At 38.0% G+C, this 16991-nt stretch carries 15 protein-coding genes; 13 read left to right on the plus strand and 2 right to left on the minus strand.

The features are described from left to right. Positions 1-63 precede the first annotated feature (63 nt). From prfB to cccB, 5 genes are all read left to right on the plus strand, one after another. A protein-coding gene (gene prfB / locus ACFX4R_RS19130; RefSeq protein WP_114324550.1) for a peptide chain release factor 2 occupies positions 64-1162 on the plus strand; the annotation gives its coding sequence in 2 pieces (ribosomal slippage) (positions 64-126 and positions 128-1162; 1098 coding nt in all). Positions 1163-1451: 289 nt separating this feature from the next. Then, positions 1452-3200 (plus strand): alkaline phosphatase D family protein, encoded by a 1749-nt coding sequence (locus tag ACFX4R_RS19135; protein WP_377570127.1) that lies wholly within the window; start codon positions 1452-1454, stop codon positions 3198-3200. A gap of 26 nt (positions 3201-3226) precedes the next feature. Next, positions 3227-3445, plus strand: coding sequence for a twin-arginine translocase TatA/TatE family subunit (locus ACFX4R_RS19140; protein WP_016765885.1), 219 nt, complete (start codon positions 3227-3229; stop codon positions 3443-3445). A 59-nt stretch (positions 3446-3504) separates the two neighbouring features. Next, entirely contained in the window at positions 3505-4221 is a 717-nt protein-coding gene (gene tatC, locus ACFX4R_RS19145; RefSeq protein ID WP_043977394.1) for a twin-arginine translocase subunit TatC, read from the plus strand. Between the two features lie 124 nt (positions 4222-4345). Continuing rightward, complete coding sequence (gene cccB / locus ACFX4R_RS19150) at positions 4346-4660, plus strand: cytochrome c551 (RefSeq protein WP_043977392.1); 315 nt, start codon at positions 4346-4348, stop codon at positions 4658-4660. Positions 4661-4685: 25 nt separating this feature from the next. On the opposite strand, the gene ACFX4R_RS19155 is transcribed toward cccB, so the two are convergent. Continuing rightward, positions 4686-5222 (minus strand): flavodoxin family protein, encoded by a 537-nt coding sequence (locus ACFX4R_RS19155; RefSeq protein ID WP_377570082.1) that lies wholly within the window; start codon positions 5220-5222, stop codon positions 4686-4688. A 339-nt stretch (positions 5223-5561) separates the two neighbouring features. On the opposite strand from ACFX4R_RS19155, the gene ftsE reads away from it, so the two are divergent. The 7 genes from ftsE (at position 5562) to ACFX4R_RS19190 (ending at position 12945) form a co-directional block, all read left to right on the plus strand. After that, positions 5562-6248: a cell division ATP-binding protein FtsE gene (ftsE, locus tag ACFX4R_RS19160; protein WP_014457812.1), complete on the plus strand. Its 687-nt coding sequence runs from the start codon at positions 5562-5564 to the stop codon at positions 6246-6248. Beyond that, positions 6238-7128: a permease-like cell division protein FtsX gene (gene ftsX, locus ACFX4R_RS19165; RefSeq protein WP_043977384.1), complete on the plus strand. Its 891-nt coding sequence runs from the start codon at positions 6238-6240 to the stop codon at positions 7126-7128. The genes ftsE and ftsX overlap by 11 nt, the downstream gene beginning before the upstream one ends. Before the next feature lie 160 nt (positions 7129-7288). Then, positions 7289-8497 (plus strand): murein hydrolase activator EnvC family protein, encoded by a 1209-nt coding sequence (locus tag ACFX4R_RS19170; protein ID WP_377570084.1) that lies wholly within the window; start codon positions 7289-7291, stop codon positions 8495-8497. Positions 8498-8670: 173 nt separating this feature from the next. Further along, positions 8671-10110, plus strand: coding sequence for a S41 family peptidase (locus ACFX4R_RS19175; RefSeq protein ID WP_013059738.1), 1440 nt, complete (start codon positions 8671-8673; stop codon positions 10108-10110). Between the two features lie 163 nt (positions 10111-10273). Then, the gene (locus ACFX4R_RS19180; protein ID WP_025752562.1) at positions 10274-11464 is read left to right on the plus strand and encodes a PDZ domain-containing protein; all 1191 of its coding nucleotides are present in this window, start codon (positions 10274-10276) and stop codon (positions 11462-11464) included. Between the two features lie 20 nt (positions 11465-11484). Then, entirely contained in the window at positions 11485-11715 is a 231-nt protein-coding gene (locus ACFX4R_RS19185) for a DUF2198 family protein (protein ID WP_029711203.1), read from the plus strand. A 315-nt stretch (positions 11716-12030) separates the two neighbouring features. Continuing rightward, positions 12031-12945 (plus strand): proline dehydrogenase family protein, encoded by a 915-nt coding sequence (locus ACFX4R_RS19190; protein ID WP_043977377.1) that lies wholly within the window; start codon positions 12031-12033, stop codon positions 12943-12945. A 64-nt stretch (positions 12946-13009) separates the two neighbouring features. Here the strand turns inward: ACFX4R_RS19190 and ACFX4R_RS19195 are convergent, their stop codons facing one another. Then, positions 13010-14671 carry a sigma-54 interaction domain-containing protein gene (locus ACFX4R_RS19195; RefSeq protein WP_043977375.1) on the minus strand — a complete coding sequence of 554 codons (1662 nt, stop codon included), beginning with the start codon at positions 14669-14671 and terminating at the stop codon, positions 13010-13012. 335 nt (positions 14672-15006) lie between these two features. Here ACFX4R_RS19195 and uvrB point away from each other — a divergent pair, with 335 nt between their 5' ends. Further along, positions 15007-16986, plus strand: a complete 1980-nt coding sequence (gene uvrB / locus ACFX4R_RS19200; protein WP_075421536.1) for an excinuclease ABC subunit UvrB — start codon at positions 15007-15009, stop codon at positions 16984-16986. Positions 16987-16991 lie beyond the last annotated feature (5 nt).

A 16991-nucleotide genomic window follows, 5' to 3' on the forward strand; every position in this document is an offset into this window, starting at 1 on the left:
GAAGGAAATGAGTCTTCTCATTTCCTTCCTGTGCGTCAAAAATAAAATAGAGGTGTTCAACTCATGGATTTAGTAGAAATTAAGCAAGAACTTGACAAAACAGCTAAGCGATTAGCGGACTTTAGGGGGTCTCTTTGACCTCGATACAAAACAAGCTCGTATCGATGAATTAGATGAGACTATGGCTGATCCAAATTTTTGGAATGACCAGCAGGCAGCTCAGACTGTTATTAATGAAGCCAATGGTTTGAAAGATGCAGTAAATCAATTTAACCACTTGGATGAAACATATGAAAATTTACAAGTGTCTCATGAACTTGTAAAAGAAGAATACGATGAAGATTTAGCAGAAGAACTAGTTAGTGAATTAAAAGAGCTTATATCAGGCATGAATGACTTTGAATTACAGCTGCTTTTAAGCGAGCCGTATGATAAAAATAATGCCATTTTGGAACTGCACCCAGGTGCTGGTGGAACAGAATCACAGGATTGGGGTTCAATGTTACTACGTATGTATACGCGCTGGGCGGAGAAAAAAGGTTTCAAAGTAGAAACGCTTGATTACTTACCTGGAGATGAAGCTGGTATTAAAAGTGTAACGCTTTTAATTAAAGGTCATAATGCGTATGGGTATTTAAAAGCTGAAAAAGGCGTTCATCGTCTCGTTCGTATTTCTCCGTTTGATTCATCAGGCCGTCGTCATACATCATTCGTATCGTGCGACATAATGCCGGAATTTAATGATGAAATTTCAATTGATATTCGTACGGAAGATTTGAAGGTTGATACGTATCGTGCAAGCGGTGCCGGAGGTCAGCATATCAATACAACAGATTCAGCTGTTCGTATTACTCACCTCCCAACTAATGTAGTCGTATCTTGTCAGACGGAACGTTCACAAATTAAAAACCGTGAGCAAGCAATGAAAATGTTAAAATCTAAGCTGTATCAATTAGAAATTGAAAAGCAGCAAGAACAGCTAGCTGAAATTCGCGGAGAACAAAAAGATATTGGGTGGGGAAGTCAAATTCGTTCGTACGTATTCCATCCGTATTCATTAGTAAAAGATCACCGTACAAATACGGAAGTCGGAAACACGCAAAGCGTAATGGATGGAGATCTAGATCCATTTATCGATGCGTATTTACGTTCTCATATTTAATCAAAAGGCAGCATACTTAGGTATGCTGCCTTTTTTTAGTTGTTGGACTTTGTAAAATTTGGATGAAGAAAAACGAGCGTAAAGAACTATTGTTAAAAAGAAAATTAAGAAAATGTAGAAATTTAAAGGTTGCTGTCGTCAGTTCACTTATTTTGTCAATGAAATAAAATGGTTAAAAATACCTGTTTTGCAGTAAGTGCTTCTTTACAATCCTTTATATTCCTTTTACAAACAGTATTTATAATTTGAGTTAAATCATGAGGAAGGGGCATGTGCAGTGGAAAATAAATTGTTAAACGAATTAATAGAGCAAGTGAAACAAAATAGCTTTTCTTCGAGTAAAGGGTTTGATAGACGGCGTTTTTTACAAGGAGCTGGAAAAGTAGCGGGAGTATCACTTGGCTTAACAATTGCTCAGTCTGTTGGTTTAAATGCAGTAGAAGTTTCAGCTGCAGCGCCTAAATTTTCAAGTTATCCGTTCACTCTAGGCGTCGCATCAGGAGACCCTTTAGCAGATAGCATTGTTCTTTGGACAAGATTAGCACCAGACCCGTTGAATGGCGGGGGAATGCCTAATCAACCTATTCCGGTAAAATGGGAGCTTAGTGAAGATGAAGACTTTCATCGAATTGTCAAACGAGGAACAGAAGTGGCTAGACCTGAACTTGCTCATTCGGTTCACGTTGATGTAAAAGGATTGAAGCCGAGTCATATTTATTATTATCGATTTAAAAGCGGCCATGAGTTAAGCCCGGTTGGAAAAACAAAAACACTTCCTTCAGCAAATGCAGAAGTAGCCAGTATGACGTTTGCATTTGCTTCGTGTCAGCAATATGAACATGGGTACTTTACAGCCTATGAGCATATGGTTAAAGAACAATTAGATTTTGTCGTTCATTTGGGCGATTACATCTATGAATATGGACCAAACGAGTACGTGGCTGCAAGCGGAAACGTTCGTACTCACAGCAGCGCAGAAATTCAAACGCTGCAAGATTATCGAAACAGGCATGCTCAGTACAGGTCAGATGCCAATTTGAAGTCTGCTCACGCTGTTTTTCCATGGATTGTGACGTGGGATGACCATGAAGTAGAAAACAATTATGCAAATGTAATTCCTGAAAAAGGACAATCAGTAGAAGCATTTATTCAACGCCGTGCGGCAGCTTATCAAGCTTATTACGAACACATGCCTTTGCGTCAAACATCCTTGCCTCACGGAGCGGATATGAGATTATATCGTGACTTTTCATATGGGAAACTAGCTTCTTTTCAAGTGTTGGATACGCGTCAATACAGAGACGATCAAGCGAACGGAGACGGAACAAAGCCGCAAACGCCAGAATCTCTTGATCCCAAACGTACGCTATTGGGGAATGAACAAGAAAAATGGCTGTTTACTAATCTTGAAAAGTCAGCGTGTCATTGGAACGTACTGGCTCAACAAATTTTCTTTGCGCCAAGAAAATTTGGAACGGCTGCTAAGCCTACATACAGCATGGATGCATGGGATGGGTATACGGCGAATCGTCAGCGCGTCATTGATTTTATTGAAAAGAAAAAGTTGGACAACGTCATTGTACTAACTGGAGATGTACACGCTAACTGGGCTTCTAACTTATACGCGGATTTTGCTAACCTTAATTCAAGAATTATTGGTGCAGAGTTCATCGGCACCTCCATCACTTCCGGAGGGAACGGAGCAGATAAACGAGCAGACACGGATAAAATTTTAAGTCAAAATCCACACCTCACATTTTTTAATGATTATAGAGGATATGTAAGGTGTACGGTAACTCCTGATATATGGCAAGCCGATTATCGCGTTGTGCCTTTTGTAACAGAGCCTGGTGCAGAAATTTCAACTCGAGCTTCCTTTCAATATAAAAAAGATGGAAAAGGTATGACGGAAGTTGAAGTAAATAACGTGCCGCGTGGACTAAAGATTTCTAAGGAAGTAGAGGAAGATCGTATGCGGGCACACGGGAAAGCACATGAAAAACAAGAGTTGAAAAAGAAAGAAAAAGTTCAGCAGTAAACTAAGTAAGAAAAAGGAGGTCAAGTATGTTTTCTAATATTGGAATCCCTGGTTTGGTTATTATTTTAGTCATTGCGTTAATAATTTTTGGACCGTCTAAGCTGCCGGAAGTTGGACGAGCGTTTGGACGAACATTAACTGAATTTAAAGGAGCAGCAAAAGGGCTCGTATCAGATGATGAAAGTGTTAAAGAAAAGCAGACCGCAACCGTTTCTGAACAAAAAGGGAATGAATCCACATCGTAAGTAAGGAAATAGACGAGGAAACTCGTCTATTTCTACTTGTGAGAAAGGAGAGAAAGACAATGGGAGAAATGAGCCTGATGGAGCACCTTGAAGAATTGCGTGTTCGTATTATTAAAACACTTTGTGCATTTGTAGTTTTACTTATTGTCAGTTTTGTATTTGTGCAAGATATTTATCAGTGGCTAGTAAAAGATTTGGACGGCAAGCTTGCGGTACTTGGACCAAGTGAAATCGTATGGATTTATATGATGATTGCATTTGTTTTTGCGCTTGCTTTTACACTTCCAGTAGCTGCTTATCAAGTATTTCGGTTTGTTTCACCTGGTTTAAAAAAGGAAGAATATAAGGTTCTGATTACCTTCATTCCATTCTTTTTTCTTTTGTTTGTAAGCGGGCTGGGGTTTGGTTATTTTATTTTATTTCCAATGGTTTTAGCATTTTTAACGGGCTTGTCGAATGATCAGTTTTCACTGATGTTTACGGCTGAGCATTATTTTCGTTTTATGCTTAATCTTTGTTTACCGTTTGGGTTTTTATTTGAAATGCCTTTAGTTGTTCTATTCTTAACGCGCCTAGGGGTTCTAAATCCATTAAGGTTAGCTAGAGCAAGGAAGCTATCATATTTTGCTTTAATTGTGATATCCGTACTTATTACTCCTCCTGATTTTATTTCGGATATTGTAGTCATTGTTCCGCTTCTGCTTTTATATGAGCTCAGTGTGACAATTTCACGCGTAGTATACAAAAAACGTTTAGGAAACGAATCAATTGCTTAATCGTATACATAAGTGTGATGAGAGAATTCATGAAATTGAAACAAAGTCCTTGTAAACAGAGTGTTTTAAACATTCTGGAGTAGGTTATAATAGAGTGAAAACTCTACAGCAAGGGGGAGAAGGCTTGAAAAAAGTATTACTGACGTTAACAATCGGTCTAGCGCTTGTTTTGTCTGCGTGCGGCGGAGGAAGCTCTAAAAATGAATCTGCTGGTGAATCTTCAGCGAGTGCAGAAGACATTGTGAAGAAAAACTGTACAGGCTGTCACGGAGTAGATTTAGGAGGAGCGAATGGGCCAAGCTTGCAGCATGTAGGCAGCAAGCACTCAGAAGCTGAAATTCAAAACATTATTAACAATGGTCAAGGCGGTATGCCAAAAGGACTAATCAATGAAGAAGATGCAAAAAAAGTTGCTGCTTGGCTGGCAAAGAAAAAATAAGACGGGTATCCGTCTTATTTTTGTGTTAAAGCTGCTTTAATTCTTGATTTAAGACAATGGCTTGCTTTTGAGCTTTGACATCTTTTGTTATGTCTCCAGGTGCATTTGCTTCTCCAATGATGTATCCGCTAAAGGAAGAGCCAATAAAATCGACAATGTATTGAAATTGCATAATAAGAGGAAGAGCTTTTATAGATGCACCTGTGCCCCCCACTACTAATACATACACGCGCTTATTTTTCATTTGTTCTTTAAAGTTGATTGTCGAATCTCTAAGACTTTCAGACCAACGATCCATAAAGTTCTTCATTAATCCGCTCATACCGTACCAGTAAAGAGGCGTAACAAATAAAATAGTGTCGTACGCTGCCATCTTTTTCGCTATATCATAATAATCATCTTGTTGATTGGTAAATCCAAGTTCATCGTGACGCATATCAGTAATAGGGTTAATGGTATGCCGGCGCAAGTAAACTTCTTCCGTATTGATATCTTTTAACACTACTTTAGCTAATTCCTCCGTATTTCCGTTTTCTCTTGAACTTCCATAAATGGTGATCATGTTATCTCTCCTCATCGTTTTTCTTATTTATCATACCTTGTTTGTGAAAAAAGTAGACATGAATGTGCTTTGTCTAACGATATTCGTAAAAAAATGCACAGCAAAAAACAACAGAATTAAAAATAAGGATAAATTCTCATACCTTGCTAAAAATATCCTACTTATGTCATATTTGAAATAAAAATGTAATATTTTTGGGGCTTATTTTCACGAAGAGTGATGTTATAATGAGAAAGCGCGTGAGAAGAGTCGAATTTTTGGTTTGAATTGTAGAGTTTTGTCGTATTTTGACAAGTTTTACATAGTATTAAAATAACACACTTGATTAGGTGATTACTTATGATTGAAATGCAAAATGTATATAAAACGTATCCGAACGGTGTAAAAGCAATCAATGGCATTAGCATCAAGATTAATCAAGGTGAGTTTGCTTATATCGTAGGACCAAGTGGAGCAGGAAAATCCACTTTTATTAAAATGATGTATCGTGAAGAAAAGCCTTCTTCAGGAAATATCATTGTAAACGGTGCAAATGTAGCAAAAATAAAAGATAGCAAAGTTCCTATCTTTAGACGTCATATTGGTGTAGTCTTTCAAGATTTCAAGCTGCTTCCAAAATTAACGGTCTATGAAAACATTGCTTTTGCACTAGAAGTAATTGAGCAAAGTCCCGAAGAAATTAAAAAGCGAGTGCTAGAGGTGCTAGAGCTTGTTAAGTTAAAGGGTAAAATGGATTCTTTCCCTGATGAACTATCTGGAGGAGAGCAGCAGCGTGTGTCTATTGCGCGTTCAATTGTGAATAGTCCTAAGGTTGTCATCGCCGACGAACCGACAGGGAATCTTGATCCGGAGACTTCGTGGGAAATTATGGATATCTTTGAGGAGATTAATAAACGCGGTACGACTATTTTAATGGCAACGCATAACCGTGAAATTGTAAATACAATTCGAAAGCGCGTAATTGCGATTGAAAATGGAAATGTTGTGCGCGATGAAGTAAGAGGTGAATACGGATATGAAGGCTAGGACATTCGGTCGCCACTTACGTGAAGGATCTAAAAGTTTAGGAAGAAACGGCTGGATGACATTCGCATCTGCAAGTGCTGTTACCGTGACGCTCTTGCTTGTAGGCGTATTTTTTATGTTGATGATGAATTTAAACCACATTGCCAAATTGATTGAAAATGATGTGGAAATTCGCGTTCACGTTGATGCTGCAGCTACAGCAGAGGATCGAAAAGCAATGAAAGAAAAGCTAGATGCAATTAAGCAAGTTGATACGGTGACGTTTTCTTCTAAAGATAAAGAGTTAAAAGATTTAATTAATAGTATGGGTGATGAAGGACAAGCTTTTGAACCGTTTGAACAGCAAAACCCATTAAATGATGTATTTGTTGTTAAAACAAAAGAGCCGACTGATGTCGCAAAAGTAGCTAAACAAATTGAGAAATATCCGTATGCAGCAAAAGTTCAATACGGACAAGATCAAGTTGAAAAGTTATTTAAAGTGCTGAAAGTAGCTCGTAATATCGGAGTAGTGCTGATTTTAGGGCTTCTATTTACAGCAATGTTCCTAATTTCAAATACAATTAAAATTACGATTGTAGCTCGCCGTGAAGAGATTGAAATTATGCGCTTAGTTGGAGCCACGAACTCCTTTATTCGCTGGCCGTTCTTTATTGAAGGTCTGTTTTTAGGAGTGCTTGGTTCTATTGTGCCAATTGCAGTTATTATCGGTGTGTACAGCGTTTTATATAATGAAGTTCAACCTAAGTTTGATGGATTCTTTGAACTTTTACCTGCCTTTCCATTCGTGCTTCAAGTGTCGCTATTATTACTAGTGATCGGCGGTCTAATTGGGATGTGGGGAAGTACATTATCCATCCGTAAGTTCTTGCGAAAATAAGAATAGATTTTTAACATAATAGATTACAACAACCTCACATTTGATGTTTATCAAATGTGAGGTTGTTGTGTAATTACACATAAAAATAGAAAAAAGTGCTAATGGGGGTCTTGCTAATGCCCGTTTATACGGGGAAATATGTGCAGATGGGGAGAAACAAATGACACGTAAGACATTAGTAATGACAGCAGCAGTTTTAGTTGGACTAAGTGCGGTTTGGATAGGTAATGAAAAAATTGCTTATGCACAAAGTGCCAGCACTACTAAACTCAGTGATTTAGAGAAAAAAAGTGATGATGTGAACCAAAATATTAATCAAAATAAAGAGAAATTAAAAGAGGTTCAAGAAAAGCAAAAAAACGAAGAAGCTGAGATTGCGCGCTTGGATTCAGAAGTCGGACAAACGAATGCAGATATCCGCAGCCATGAATCTGAAGTAGAAAAAGCAAAGCAAGACATCGAGAAGCTGAAAAGCGAGATTGACGTTGTAAAAAAAAGAATTGAAAAACGAAATGAGCTATTAAAAAAACGTGCTCGTGCTTTACAAGAAAATGGCGGGTCTGTGGATTACATAGATGTACTGCTAGGCTCTGAAAGCTTCGGAGACTTTATTAGCAGAGTGAGCGCGGTTTCGACAATTGTAGGGGCTGACCGTGATTTGTTAATGCAGCATGAAGCCGATAAAAAGGCAAAAGAAGAGAAAGAAACAAAAGTTCAAAACAAGCTAACGGAAGTAAGTCAAGCGCTTGAAGAACTTAAAAATCTTCGTGCGCAGCTGCAAAGACAAGTGGATGAAAAGAATCAGCTCATGCAAACGCTCAAAGATCAGGAAAAAGAATTTAATGAAGAAGCCGTTGGATTAGAAGAGCAAGCTTCTATTTTAGCTGATCAAAAAAATGCAGCACAAGCTCAACAGCAAGAAATTGAAAAAGCCGGGGCAACAGAGGAGGCACCCCCTGTTACAAGCGGGTCGTTTATGAGGCCGGCAAAGGGCCCGGTAACATCTCATTTTGGGTATCGAGAAACGTTTGGAAGAGGACACTACGGTATTGATATTGGAAAGCGAGGAGAAAGTGTGCCAGTTGTAGCCGCAGCAAGCGGAAAGGTAATTAGAGCATATCATTCTTCTTCTTTTGGTAATGCCGTATTTATTCGTCACAATGTAGAAGGTCAGACGTGGGTTACAGTTTATGCTCATTTAGAGAGCTACAGCGTCTCAAGCGGTCAATCTATCAATAAAGGTCAACAATTAGGTTATATAGGGAACACAGGACGTTCGTTTGGTGCTCACCTGCATTTTGAATTGCATAAAGGCGATTGGAAAGGTAAAAGTTCCGCTGTAAACCCTGAAAGTTATATTAAATTTTAAGTTCCTAGCATACGTGGTACAAGCTCAACATATAGTTTAACAAAAAGGCATCGCACTTGATTTGTGTGGTGCCTTTTGCTACAAATAACACATGCATCCTTTTTATTACATAGTTTTGGTTGTATCTATTATAATAAGAAGAGATGGCTTAAGGTTGAGGAGGATGAAAGAACTTGAATCGGAAAATCGTTGCACTATTAATGGCACTCTCCTTAGTTGTTGGAGCAGCAGGTACATATTTTGGCATTCAGTATGCAAATGCTGGAACGGTCAGTACCCCCCTTACAACTTCTTCAAATGATAGTAAAGTGGAAAAGGAAGAGCTAGACAAAATCAAGCAAGCTTATGAACTGATATCTTCAAAATATTACAAAGATGTAGATGACAAAAAATTATTAGATGGCGCAATCCAAGGAATGGTACAAACCTTAGGAGACCCTCACTCATCTTACATGGATAAGAAAACGGCACAGCAATTCACGCAGTCTCTTGATTCATCGTTTGAGGGAATTGGCGCTGAAGTAAGCATGGTAGATGGAAAAGTAACAATCGTAGCTCCGTTTAAACAATCTCCTGCGGAAAAAGCAGGATTAAAACCAAATGATCAGATTTTAAAGATCGATGGTAAAAGTATCGCGGGTCTGGAATTGAATGAAGCAGTATTAAAAATTCGCGGTAAAAAAGGCTCTACCGTGACATTAGATGTTCAACGACCGGGCGTGAAAGAAACGATGAAAGTAAAAGTTGTAAGAGATGAGATTCCAATTGAAACCGTCTATTCTTCTGTTAAAAATGTAAACAATAAAAAAATTGGCTACATGGAAATTACATCATTCTCTGAATCAACGGGAGACGAATTTACGAAACAGTTGAAAAAACTTGAAAATAAAAATATCGATGGCTTAGTTCTAGACGTTCGGGGAAATCCTGGTGGCTATTTAACGAGCGTTGAAAAAATGCTTGATAAATTAGTAACGAATAAAAAGCCATATATCCAAATTGAAGATCGTAACGGTGAACGTCAAAAAGTGGTTTCTTCAATGAAAAAGCAAAAGGATTATCCAATTGTGGCCTTGATTGATGGAGGGAGTGCATCCGCTTCTGAAATTCTTGCCGGGGCATTAAAAGAAGCAGGAGGATACAAGCTAGTCGGTGAAAAATCCTACGGAAAAGGAACCGTTCAACAAGCTGTTCCAATGGAAGACGGCAGTAATTTAAAATTAACGTTCTATAAATGGCTAACGCCTGATGGAAACTGGATTAACGAAAAAGGTATAAAACCAACAGTAGAGGTCAAGCAGCCAGATTATTATTATGCAAATCCAATTCAAGTTGATAAAAAGCCATTAACACGTGATATGACAGGTGACCAAGTGAAGAATGCTCAAGTGATGCTAAAAGGCCTTGGCTTTGAACCTGGACGTACAGACGGATATTTTAGTAAAGAGACAGAAACAGCTGTAACTGCATTCCAAAAAGCCAATAAGCAAAAAGCTACAGGTGAAATCGATGAAGATACAGCAGCGCTTTTACAAACAAAACTTCTAGAAAAAATTAAATCAAAAGATGAAGATCGTCAGCTTCAAACGGCTTTAAAGCTAGCTAGTCAATAAGAAGTAGAAAAAGTTCCGTGCTTTTCCAAAGCACGGAACTTTTTTAGTAAAAACAACATTGTCGGTTAGTGATGCATTTTGATAAAATAAAGAAGCCTATGATACATAACAATCAATCGTAAATGTTGTAATAAAAATGTAAAAAATTACAGGTGGTGAAAAAATGGATTTTGCATTAGAGCTCTTAAAAGGTATCGGGCGTTTGTTTTTACATCCGCTAACTTATCTATTTCTGCTCGTCTCGTTTTTTGTAGGTCTTTCTCGCGTCAAGAGAGAGCGTCAGAATTTTCATGTTCGCGTGTTTGATTTTATTTTAGAAGCAAAATATTTATTTTTTCCAGGTATCATTATTGGGTTGATTTTATCCGTTGTTACCGTGTTGCTAGGTGTCTATGTATCTATAGGAATGATTGTACTTGTAGCTGTTTTAACTTTTATCATAAGCGGCCCTTGGACGTTTAAATGGCTTTCTCCTTCTTACACCGTAGGACTGGCTGTGCTTGCAACCTTGCTTATTCCGGCATCTGGTTTCGGTGAAGGATTTATTCAAACGTGGTCTGTGCAAGCTCATAACGCAGATTTACCTTCTCTGACTATTTTAATGTCTCTGCTTGTATTAGCAGAAGGATATTTAATTTGGAAATTTGGAGCAAAAGGTACGTCTCCAGCCATTGTGAAAAGTAAAAGAGGGCAGGAAATTGGAGCTCATTACTCTCAAAAATTATGGGTTGTCCCGCTTTTTGTCTTAATTCCAGGCAGCGCCATTACGTCTGTGTTTCCATGGTGGCCTGTGTTATCTATTGACGGAACATCATTTAGCCTGTTTTTTGTTCCTTTTGCTATCGGTTTTTATCAGCGAATTCAAAGTATGGTGCCGTTTAAATCTATTGAATTTACTGGTAAGCGTGTATTAGCATTAGGCGTAGGATTAACGATCATTACGATTGCTGCTATTTTTTATCCTCTTGCCGCTGTAGCTGTTGTTATTCTAGCGATCATAGGAAGAGAGTGGATTCGTTTGCAGCAGCGTCGAAGCGATGAAAAAGCGCCCGCACTGTTTACTAAGCGTACACAAGGTTTGGTTGTATTAGGAATCATCCCTCATTCTCCGGCAGAGAAAATGGGTTTGAAAGTAGGAGAAGTGATTATTAAGGTAAATGGAATCGCTGTATCTGAAGTCCATAAATTTTATGAAGCATTACAAGTTAATAACCGTGCTTTTTGTAAGCTGGAAGTTATTGACGAAAATGGAGAAGTTCGCTTTACTCAGCGAGCATTGTATGACAACGAACATCATGAACTAGGTATTTTGTTTGTACACAATTATACAAAACGTGATTCACAAGCTGGTTAAAAGACGGATAAAAAGGAGAAATGTTTGTGGAAGTCAAAACGATTGCCGCAGTTTTTCTACCCGCCATATTGCTTGTTCTGTTTGCTAGAGTAACATATAACTTATATGTTGCCACAGCGCTGACGCTTTTGTTGATAGCTGTTTCTGTATATAAAGGGTACGCAGATTATCCGCTTATTATTTTAATAGATTTACTTTCAGCAGCCATCGGTTTTATATATGCAAAAAGCATGCTAGCAGCTGGAAAATAAAGATTATTGGTTTGATGATAAGTTAATCGCTTATTATTAAACTGTACACAAAAGCTCTCTGCACAACGTGGAGAGCTTTTGTGTGTAAAAAAGTGAGTTAGAACTTATAACAATATTGTTTCGGTTCATTTAATGAGCGAGTATAATCAAATCAATTAGACAAATATGTTTATATTTAAAATATCTTAAACACTTATGTATAAATTTATTTAAATAAGTGTACAGAAATGTGAGAAGGGTATAGAAAAATAAAAATATTAATCTGAAAATTTAGTTTATTTTTGATTTTAAAAAATAAAAGGAGGTTTAGGATTGATGGAAGTATTAATGAGAACGATGTTTCAGTCGCTTGGCAAAAATCATTCAATAAACAAATTAGCTAAAAAGTATGGATTGAGGATGGGAGCAGCTCGTTTTGTTGCTGGAGACTCAACCGAATCAGCAATTCACACATCTAAGGAGCTTAACAATAGTGGAAAAGTTGTTACACTGGATCATTTAGGAGAATTTGTTTTTACAGAAGAGGAAGCCAGGTTGTCTACTGCCATGTGCATTCAGACACTAGAAGCCATTGCAGAATCGGGCGTTCAATCAAATTTATCATTAAAGATGACTTCTTTAGGATTGGATATTAGCAAAGAGCTTTGTATGGAAAATATGCGCAGAATTCTACACACGGCCAGAATGAATAATATTTTTGTTCGAATTGATATGGAAGACTACTTGCACTGCCAAATCTCCCTTGATATGTATAAAGAATTACGCAAAGAATTTGATAATGTTGGAATTGTGATTCAAGCGTATCTTCATCGTACAGAACAAGATATGAATGACTTACATCAATATCAAGCTAATTTACGTCTAGTAAAAGGAGCTTATAAAGAATCACCAGAAGTATCATTTCCAGAAAAGAAAGACGTAGATGAAAACTATAAAAAAATCATTAAAATGCATTTATTAAATGGTCACTATACAGCTGTAGCAAGTCATGATGAAGAAATGATTCAGTACACAAAACGATTAGTAAGAGAAAATGGTATTTCAAATGACCAATTTGAGTTCCAAATGCTTTATGGAATTTGCGTAGAGCTGCAGGACCGTCTAGTAAAAGAAGGATATAAAGTAAGGGTGTATGTTCCTTACGGAATTGATTGGTTTGGTTATTTCATGAGACGCCTAGCCGAACGCCCCGCCAATGTATGGTTCGTATTAAAAAATTTCTCCAAATAAGTTCAGTCAAAGAAACATAAAAAATTCGACACAAGTACCCTGAGCTTCGTGTCGAATTTTTTGATTAGTTTAGTCCGTATTCTTTGATTTTGTTGTAAAGGGTGCCGCGTGAAATGCCAAGCAAATCTGCTGCTGCACTTTTGTTTCCATAGGTTTTTTGAAGAGTCTCTTCTATTAGCCTAGCTTCTTGAAGAGAATCTTCTTCTTTTTGAACTTCTGTGAAAGAACTTGCATCCTTCAGATTGTCAGGAAGGTGCGTAAGGGTAATCAACGACTGATCACTTAGAAAAATCATTCGTTCAATCGTATTTCTCAGCTCGCGAATATTGCCTGGCCAATCGTATTGCATAAAGGCTTCGAGAACTTCAGAGCTAATGAAAGGAGCCTTCTTTTTATACTTCTTGCTGAATTCCTGTACAAATTGCTGTGTCAATGCTTCGATGTCTTCTTTATGGTCTCGAAGCGGCGGAATTATAATGTTAATGACGGTCAGCAAATAGTAAAGATTTTCATGGAATTCACCGGCTTTTAGCAACTCTTCCAAAGGCGTCGTGGTAGAGGCTACAATTCGGGTTTGAACTTGAATTTCTTCCGTGCCTCCAACGTGATAAAAGGATCGTTCTTCCAAGTAACGCAGAAACTTAACTTGAATTTCAAGAGGCATTTTATCAATTTCTTCAATAAATAACGTCCCGTTGTGAGCCTGCTCCAGTTTTCCCGCAATGGTTGTTGGATCTTCTGAAAAGACATCTTTTTGATGACCAAAGAGCTCAATTTCCAGGAGTCCCGATGGAATAGTGGCGCAATTTAAAGATAAAAAAGGTTCTTTATGTTTGGCTCCACCGTAGTGGATGGCCTGAGCCAGCATTTCTTTCCCAGAACCAGGTTCTCCTGTTAATAAAATAGGCATATCTGTAGATGCCACTTTTTTGGCAATGTCAACGGCTTGCTTAATTTCAGGACTGATACCCGCGAAAGAAGAAAATGGATTATCTTTTGGAATGAGAAGAGACACATCAATTTCTTCATTTAATCTTACAATATTGGTAATGTCATGTTCAGTTGCGACTCCACCTATGACTCGATTGTTTCTTATAATAGGAGATGCATTGATGAGCACGTGAGTTTGTTCATTAGGACGATGATACGTTCCGCGTACAGGGCGCCCTTCATTTAGAATCGTATGTAGAATGATGGATTCATCTTTGAAATGCTCTCCGATTTTTCTACCAATAATATCATCTCTCTGAATCTTATACGTATGTTCCGCAGCAGTATTCCACAAGATTACATTTCCTTCATTATCGACCGCTGTCACTGCATCATTAATGGTTTCTGCCAATGTATCAAAATAGGAAGCTAATATCTCATTTTGGCTATGCAAATGTGTAATCCACTGCGAAGGTGTTACAAGTCCTATTGTGGTTTCTTGGTTTTCTGCTTGAATGAGGACTGGTCTGTTCCAGTTTGTGTTGGCTTGTAAATTGGCTAACGTAGAAGTAGAAGATGAAGGCCAATTTGTATCCGCTATTACTTTTTTTATGGACGATGCCTCGTCATGACCTGTTAACAGGTATCGTTCATCTTTTTGTATTACATAAAAGGTACTTGCTGTGACTACGACGAAGTCATAGTTTGAAAGTTCAGATGTCACTTTAGCTAAAGAAGTTGATTCTTCAACTGTTATAAAGGAGTTATTTATAAGAACTTGATCAACGCTTGCCATACTAAACCCCTCTCAGTACATATTTTTTATACTGTATCATAATTTAGAAATTGGCGCAAAAGCCTATCTTTTTCAAACAATAACGAAGCTTACTTTCTTTTATTGCTTTCATCTAAAGAGTTGTATTCCCTTCGAAAAGGGTAGTATAAGAATTTAGTGGGTAATAAAGTAACAGGGTAAAAAATAAAAACAAACAAACACTATATAAGATTAATACTCATTAGTTTCATTTATGATTATAAAGTGATAAAATACGAATATCAGTTCGTGTTTTCGGTTTTTACATATCGTAATAAAAATAGATAAAACAAGAAAATAGAAACGGAGGCCTTCATTTGAAAGATCAGTTTGAATTAGTATCCCCATATCAACCGCAGGGTGATCAGCCAAAGGCAATTGAAAAGATCGTGAAAGGAATTAAAGAGGGTAAGCAGCATCAAGTTTTGTTAGGTGCTACAGGAACGGGAAAAACTTTCACCATGTCTAATGTTATTAAGGAAATAAATAAGCCGACACTAATTATGGCTCATAACAAAACGCTTGCTGGTCAATTGTACAGTGAGTTTAAAGAGTTTTTTCCTAATAATGCAGTCGAATACTTTGTCAGTTACTACGATTACTATCAGCCTGAAGCCTATGTACCTCAAACAGATACATTTATTGAAAAAGATGCAAGCATTAATGATGAAATTGATAAACTTCGTCACTCGGCAACTTCTTCTCTTTTTGAACGAAAAGATGTCATTATTATTGCCAGCGTATCCTGTATTTATGGCTTAGGGTCTCCGGAAGAATACAAAGAAATGGTCGTATCTCTTCGAGTAGGAATGGAAAAAGAGCGTAATCAGCTGCTTCGTACGCTAGTAGATGTACAGTACGAAAGAAATGATATTGACTTTAAGCGCGGAACGTTTCGCGTTCGCGGTGATGTTGTGGAGATTTTCCCTGTGTCTCGAGATGAACACTGTATTCGCGTCGAGTTTTTCGGCGATGAAATTGACCGCATCCGAGAAGTTGACGCTCTAACAGGAGAAATCATTGGTGATCGTGAACATGTAGCTATCTTCCCGGCATCTCACTTTGTCACGAGAGAAGAAAAAATGCGTGTTGCCATTCAAAATATTGAAAAAGAACTAGAAGAACAGCTAGAGAAGCTAAAAGAAGCAGGCAAGCTTTTAGAAGCGCAGCGCTTGGAGCAACGCACGCGCTACGACCTAGAAATGATGAGAGAAATGGGCTTTTGTTCGGGAATCGAGAACTACTCTCGTCATTTAACGCTTCGTCCCGCTGGTTCTACACCTTATACACTGCTGGACTTCTTCCCTGAAGATTTCCTTCTTGTTGTGGATGAATCACACGTTACGATTCCTCAAGTTAGAGGAATGTACAATGGGGACCAAGCGCGTAAACAAGTGTTAGTGGACCATGGTTTCCGCTTGCCTTCCGCATTAGATAACCGCCCGCTTAAATTTGATGAATTTGAACAGCATATTAACCAAATTGTTCATGTTTCCGCAACACCAGGTCCTTATGAACTTGAGAAGGCACCTGATGTGATTGAACAAATTATCCGTCCAACGGGATTATTGGATCCAAATATTGAAGTTCGACCAATTGAAGGGCAGATTGATGATTTAATTGGAGAAATTCACGACCGGATTAAGCGAAATGAACGAGTACTCGTTACGACGTTAACAAAGAAAATGTCCGAGGATTTAACGAACTACTTAAAAGAAATCGGCATTAAAGTTCAATATCTTCACTCTGAAGTGAAGACGCTCGAGCGTATTGAAATTATCCGAGAGCTGCGGCTTGGAAAGTACGATGTGCTTGTAGGAATTAACTTACTTCGTGAAGGTTTAGATATTCCGGAAGTTTCGTTAGTAACCATATTAGACGCGGATAAAGAAGGATTCTTGCGTTCAGAACGATCGCTTATTCAAACCATCGGACGTGCTGCACGAAATGCTAATGGACATGTCATTATGTATGCAGATCGCATCACAAACTCCATGAACATTGCTATCAATGAGACCAAGCGTCGTAGAAGTATTCAAGAAGCTTACAATGAAGAGCATGGTATTACACCGACAACGATTCAAAAAGAAGTTCGAGGCTCAATTCGTGCAACAGTAGTAGCAGAAGATACAGAAACGTATGAAGAAGCACCGGCATTTGATAAGCTCAACAAAAAAGAAAAAGCAAAGCTCGTAGAAGAAATGGAACAAGAAATGAAAGAAGCAGCCAAAGCGCTTAACTTTGAACGCGCAGCTGAGCTTCGTGACTTGATTCTAGAATTAAAAGCGGAAGGGTGATAAAA

This window comes from Priestia sp. YIM B13490 (genome assembly GCF_042787735.1).
Taxonomy (GTDB): Bacteria; Bacillota; Bacilli; order Bacillales; family Bacillaceae_H; genus Priestia; species Priestia megaterium.

What these genes read in the sequence shown, in the direction of transcription:
- ACFX4R_RS19170 (WP_377570084.1), top strand. Translation starts at nt 7,289, where the DNA reads ATGACACGTAAGACATTAGTAATGACAGCAGCAGTTTTAGTTGGACTA.
- ACFX4R_RS19155 (WP_377570082.1), bottom strand. Translation starts at nt 5,222, where the DNA reads ATGATCACCATTTATGGAAGTTCAAGAGAAAACGGAAATACGGAGGAA.
- tatC (WP_043977394.1), top strand. Translation starts at nt 3,505, where the DNA reads ATGGGAGAAATGAGCCTGATGGAGCACCTTGAAGAATTGCGTGTTCGT.
- ftsX (WP_043977384.1), top strand. Translation starts at nt 6,238, where the DNA reads ATGAAGGCTAGGACATTCGGTCGCCACTTACGTGAAGGATCTAAAAGT.
- ACFX4R_RS19185 (WP_029711203.1), top strand. Translation starts at nt 11,485, where the DNA reads ATGTTTGTGGAAGTCAAAACGATTGCCGCAGTTTTTCTACCCGCCATA.
- ftsE (WP_014457812.1), top strand. Translation starts at nt 5,562, where the DNA reads ATGATTGAAATGCAAAATGTATATAAAACGTATCCGAACGGTGTAAAA.
- ACFX4R_RS19180 (WP_025752562.1), top strand. Translation starts at nt 10,274, where the DNA reads ATGGATTTTGCATTAGAGCTCTTAAAAGGTATCGGGCGTTTGTTTTTA.
- ACFX4R_RS19190 (WP_043977377.1), top strand. Translation starts at nt 12,031, where the DNA reads ATGGAAGTATTAATGAGAACGATGTTTCAGTCGCTTGGCAAAAATCAT.
- ACFX4R_RS19140 (WP_016765885.1), top strand. Translation starts at nt 3,227, where the DNA reads ATGTTTTCTAATATTGGAATCCCTGGTTTGGTTATTATTTTAGTCATT.
- ACFX4R_RS19195 (WP_043977375.1), bottom strand. Translation starts at nt 14,671, where the DNA reads ATGGCAAGCGTTGATCAAGTTCTTATAAATAACTCCTTTATAACAGTT.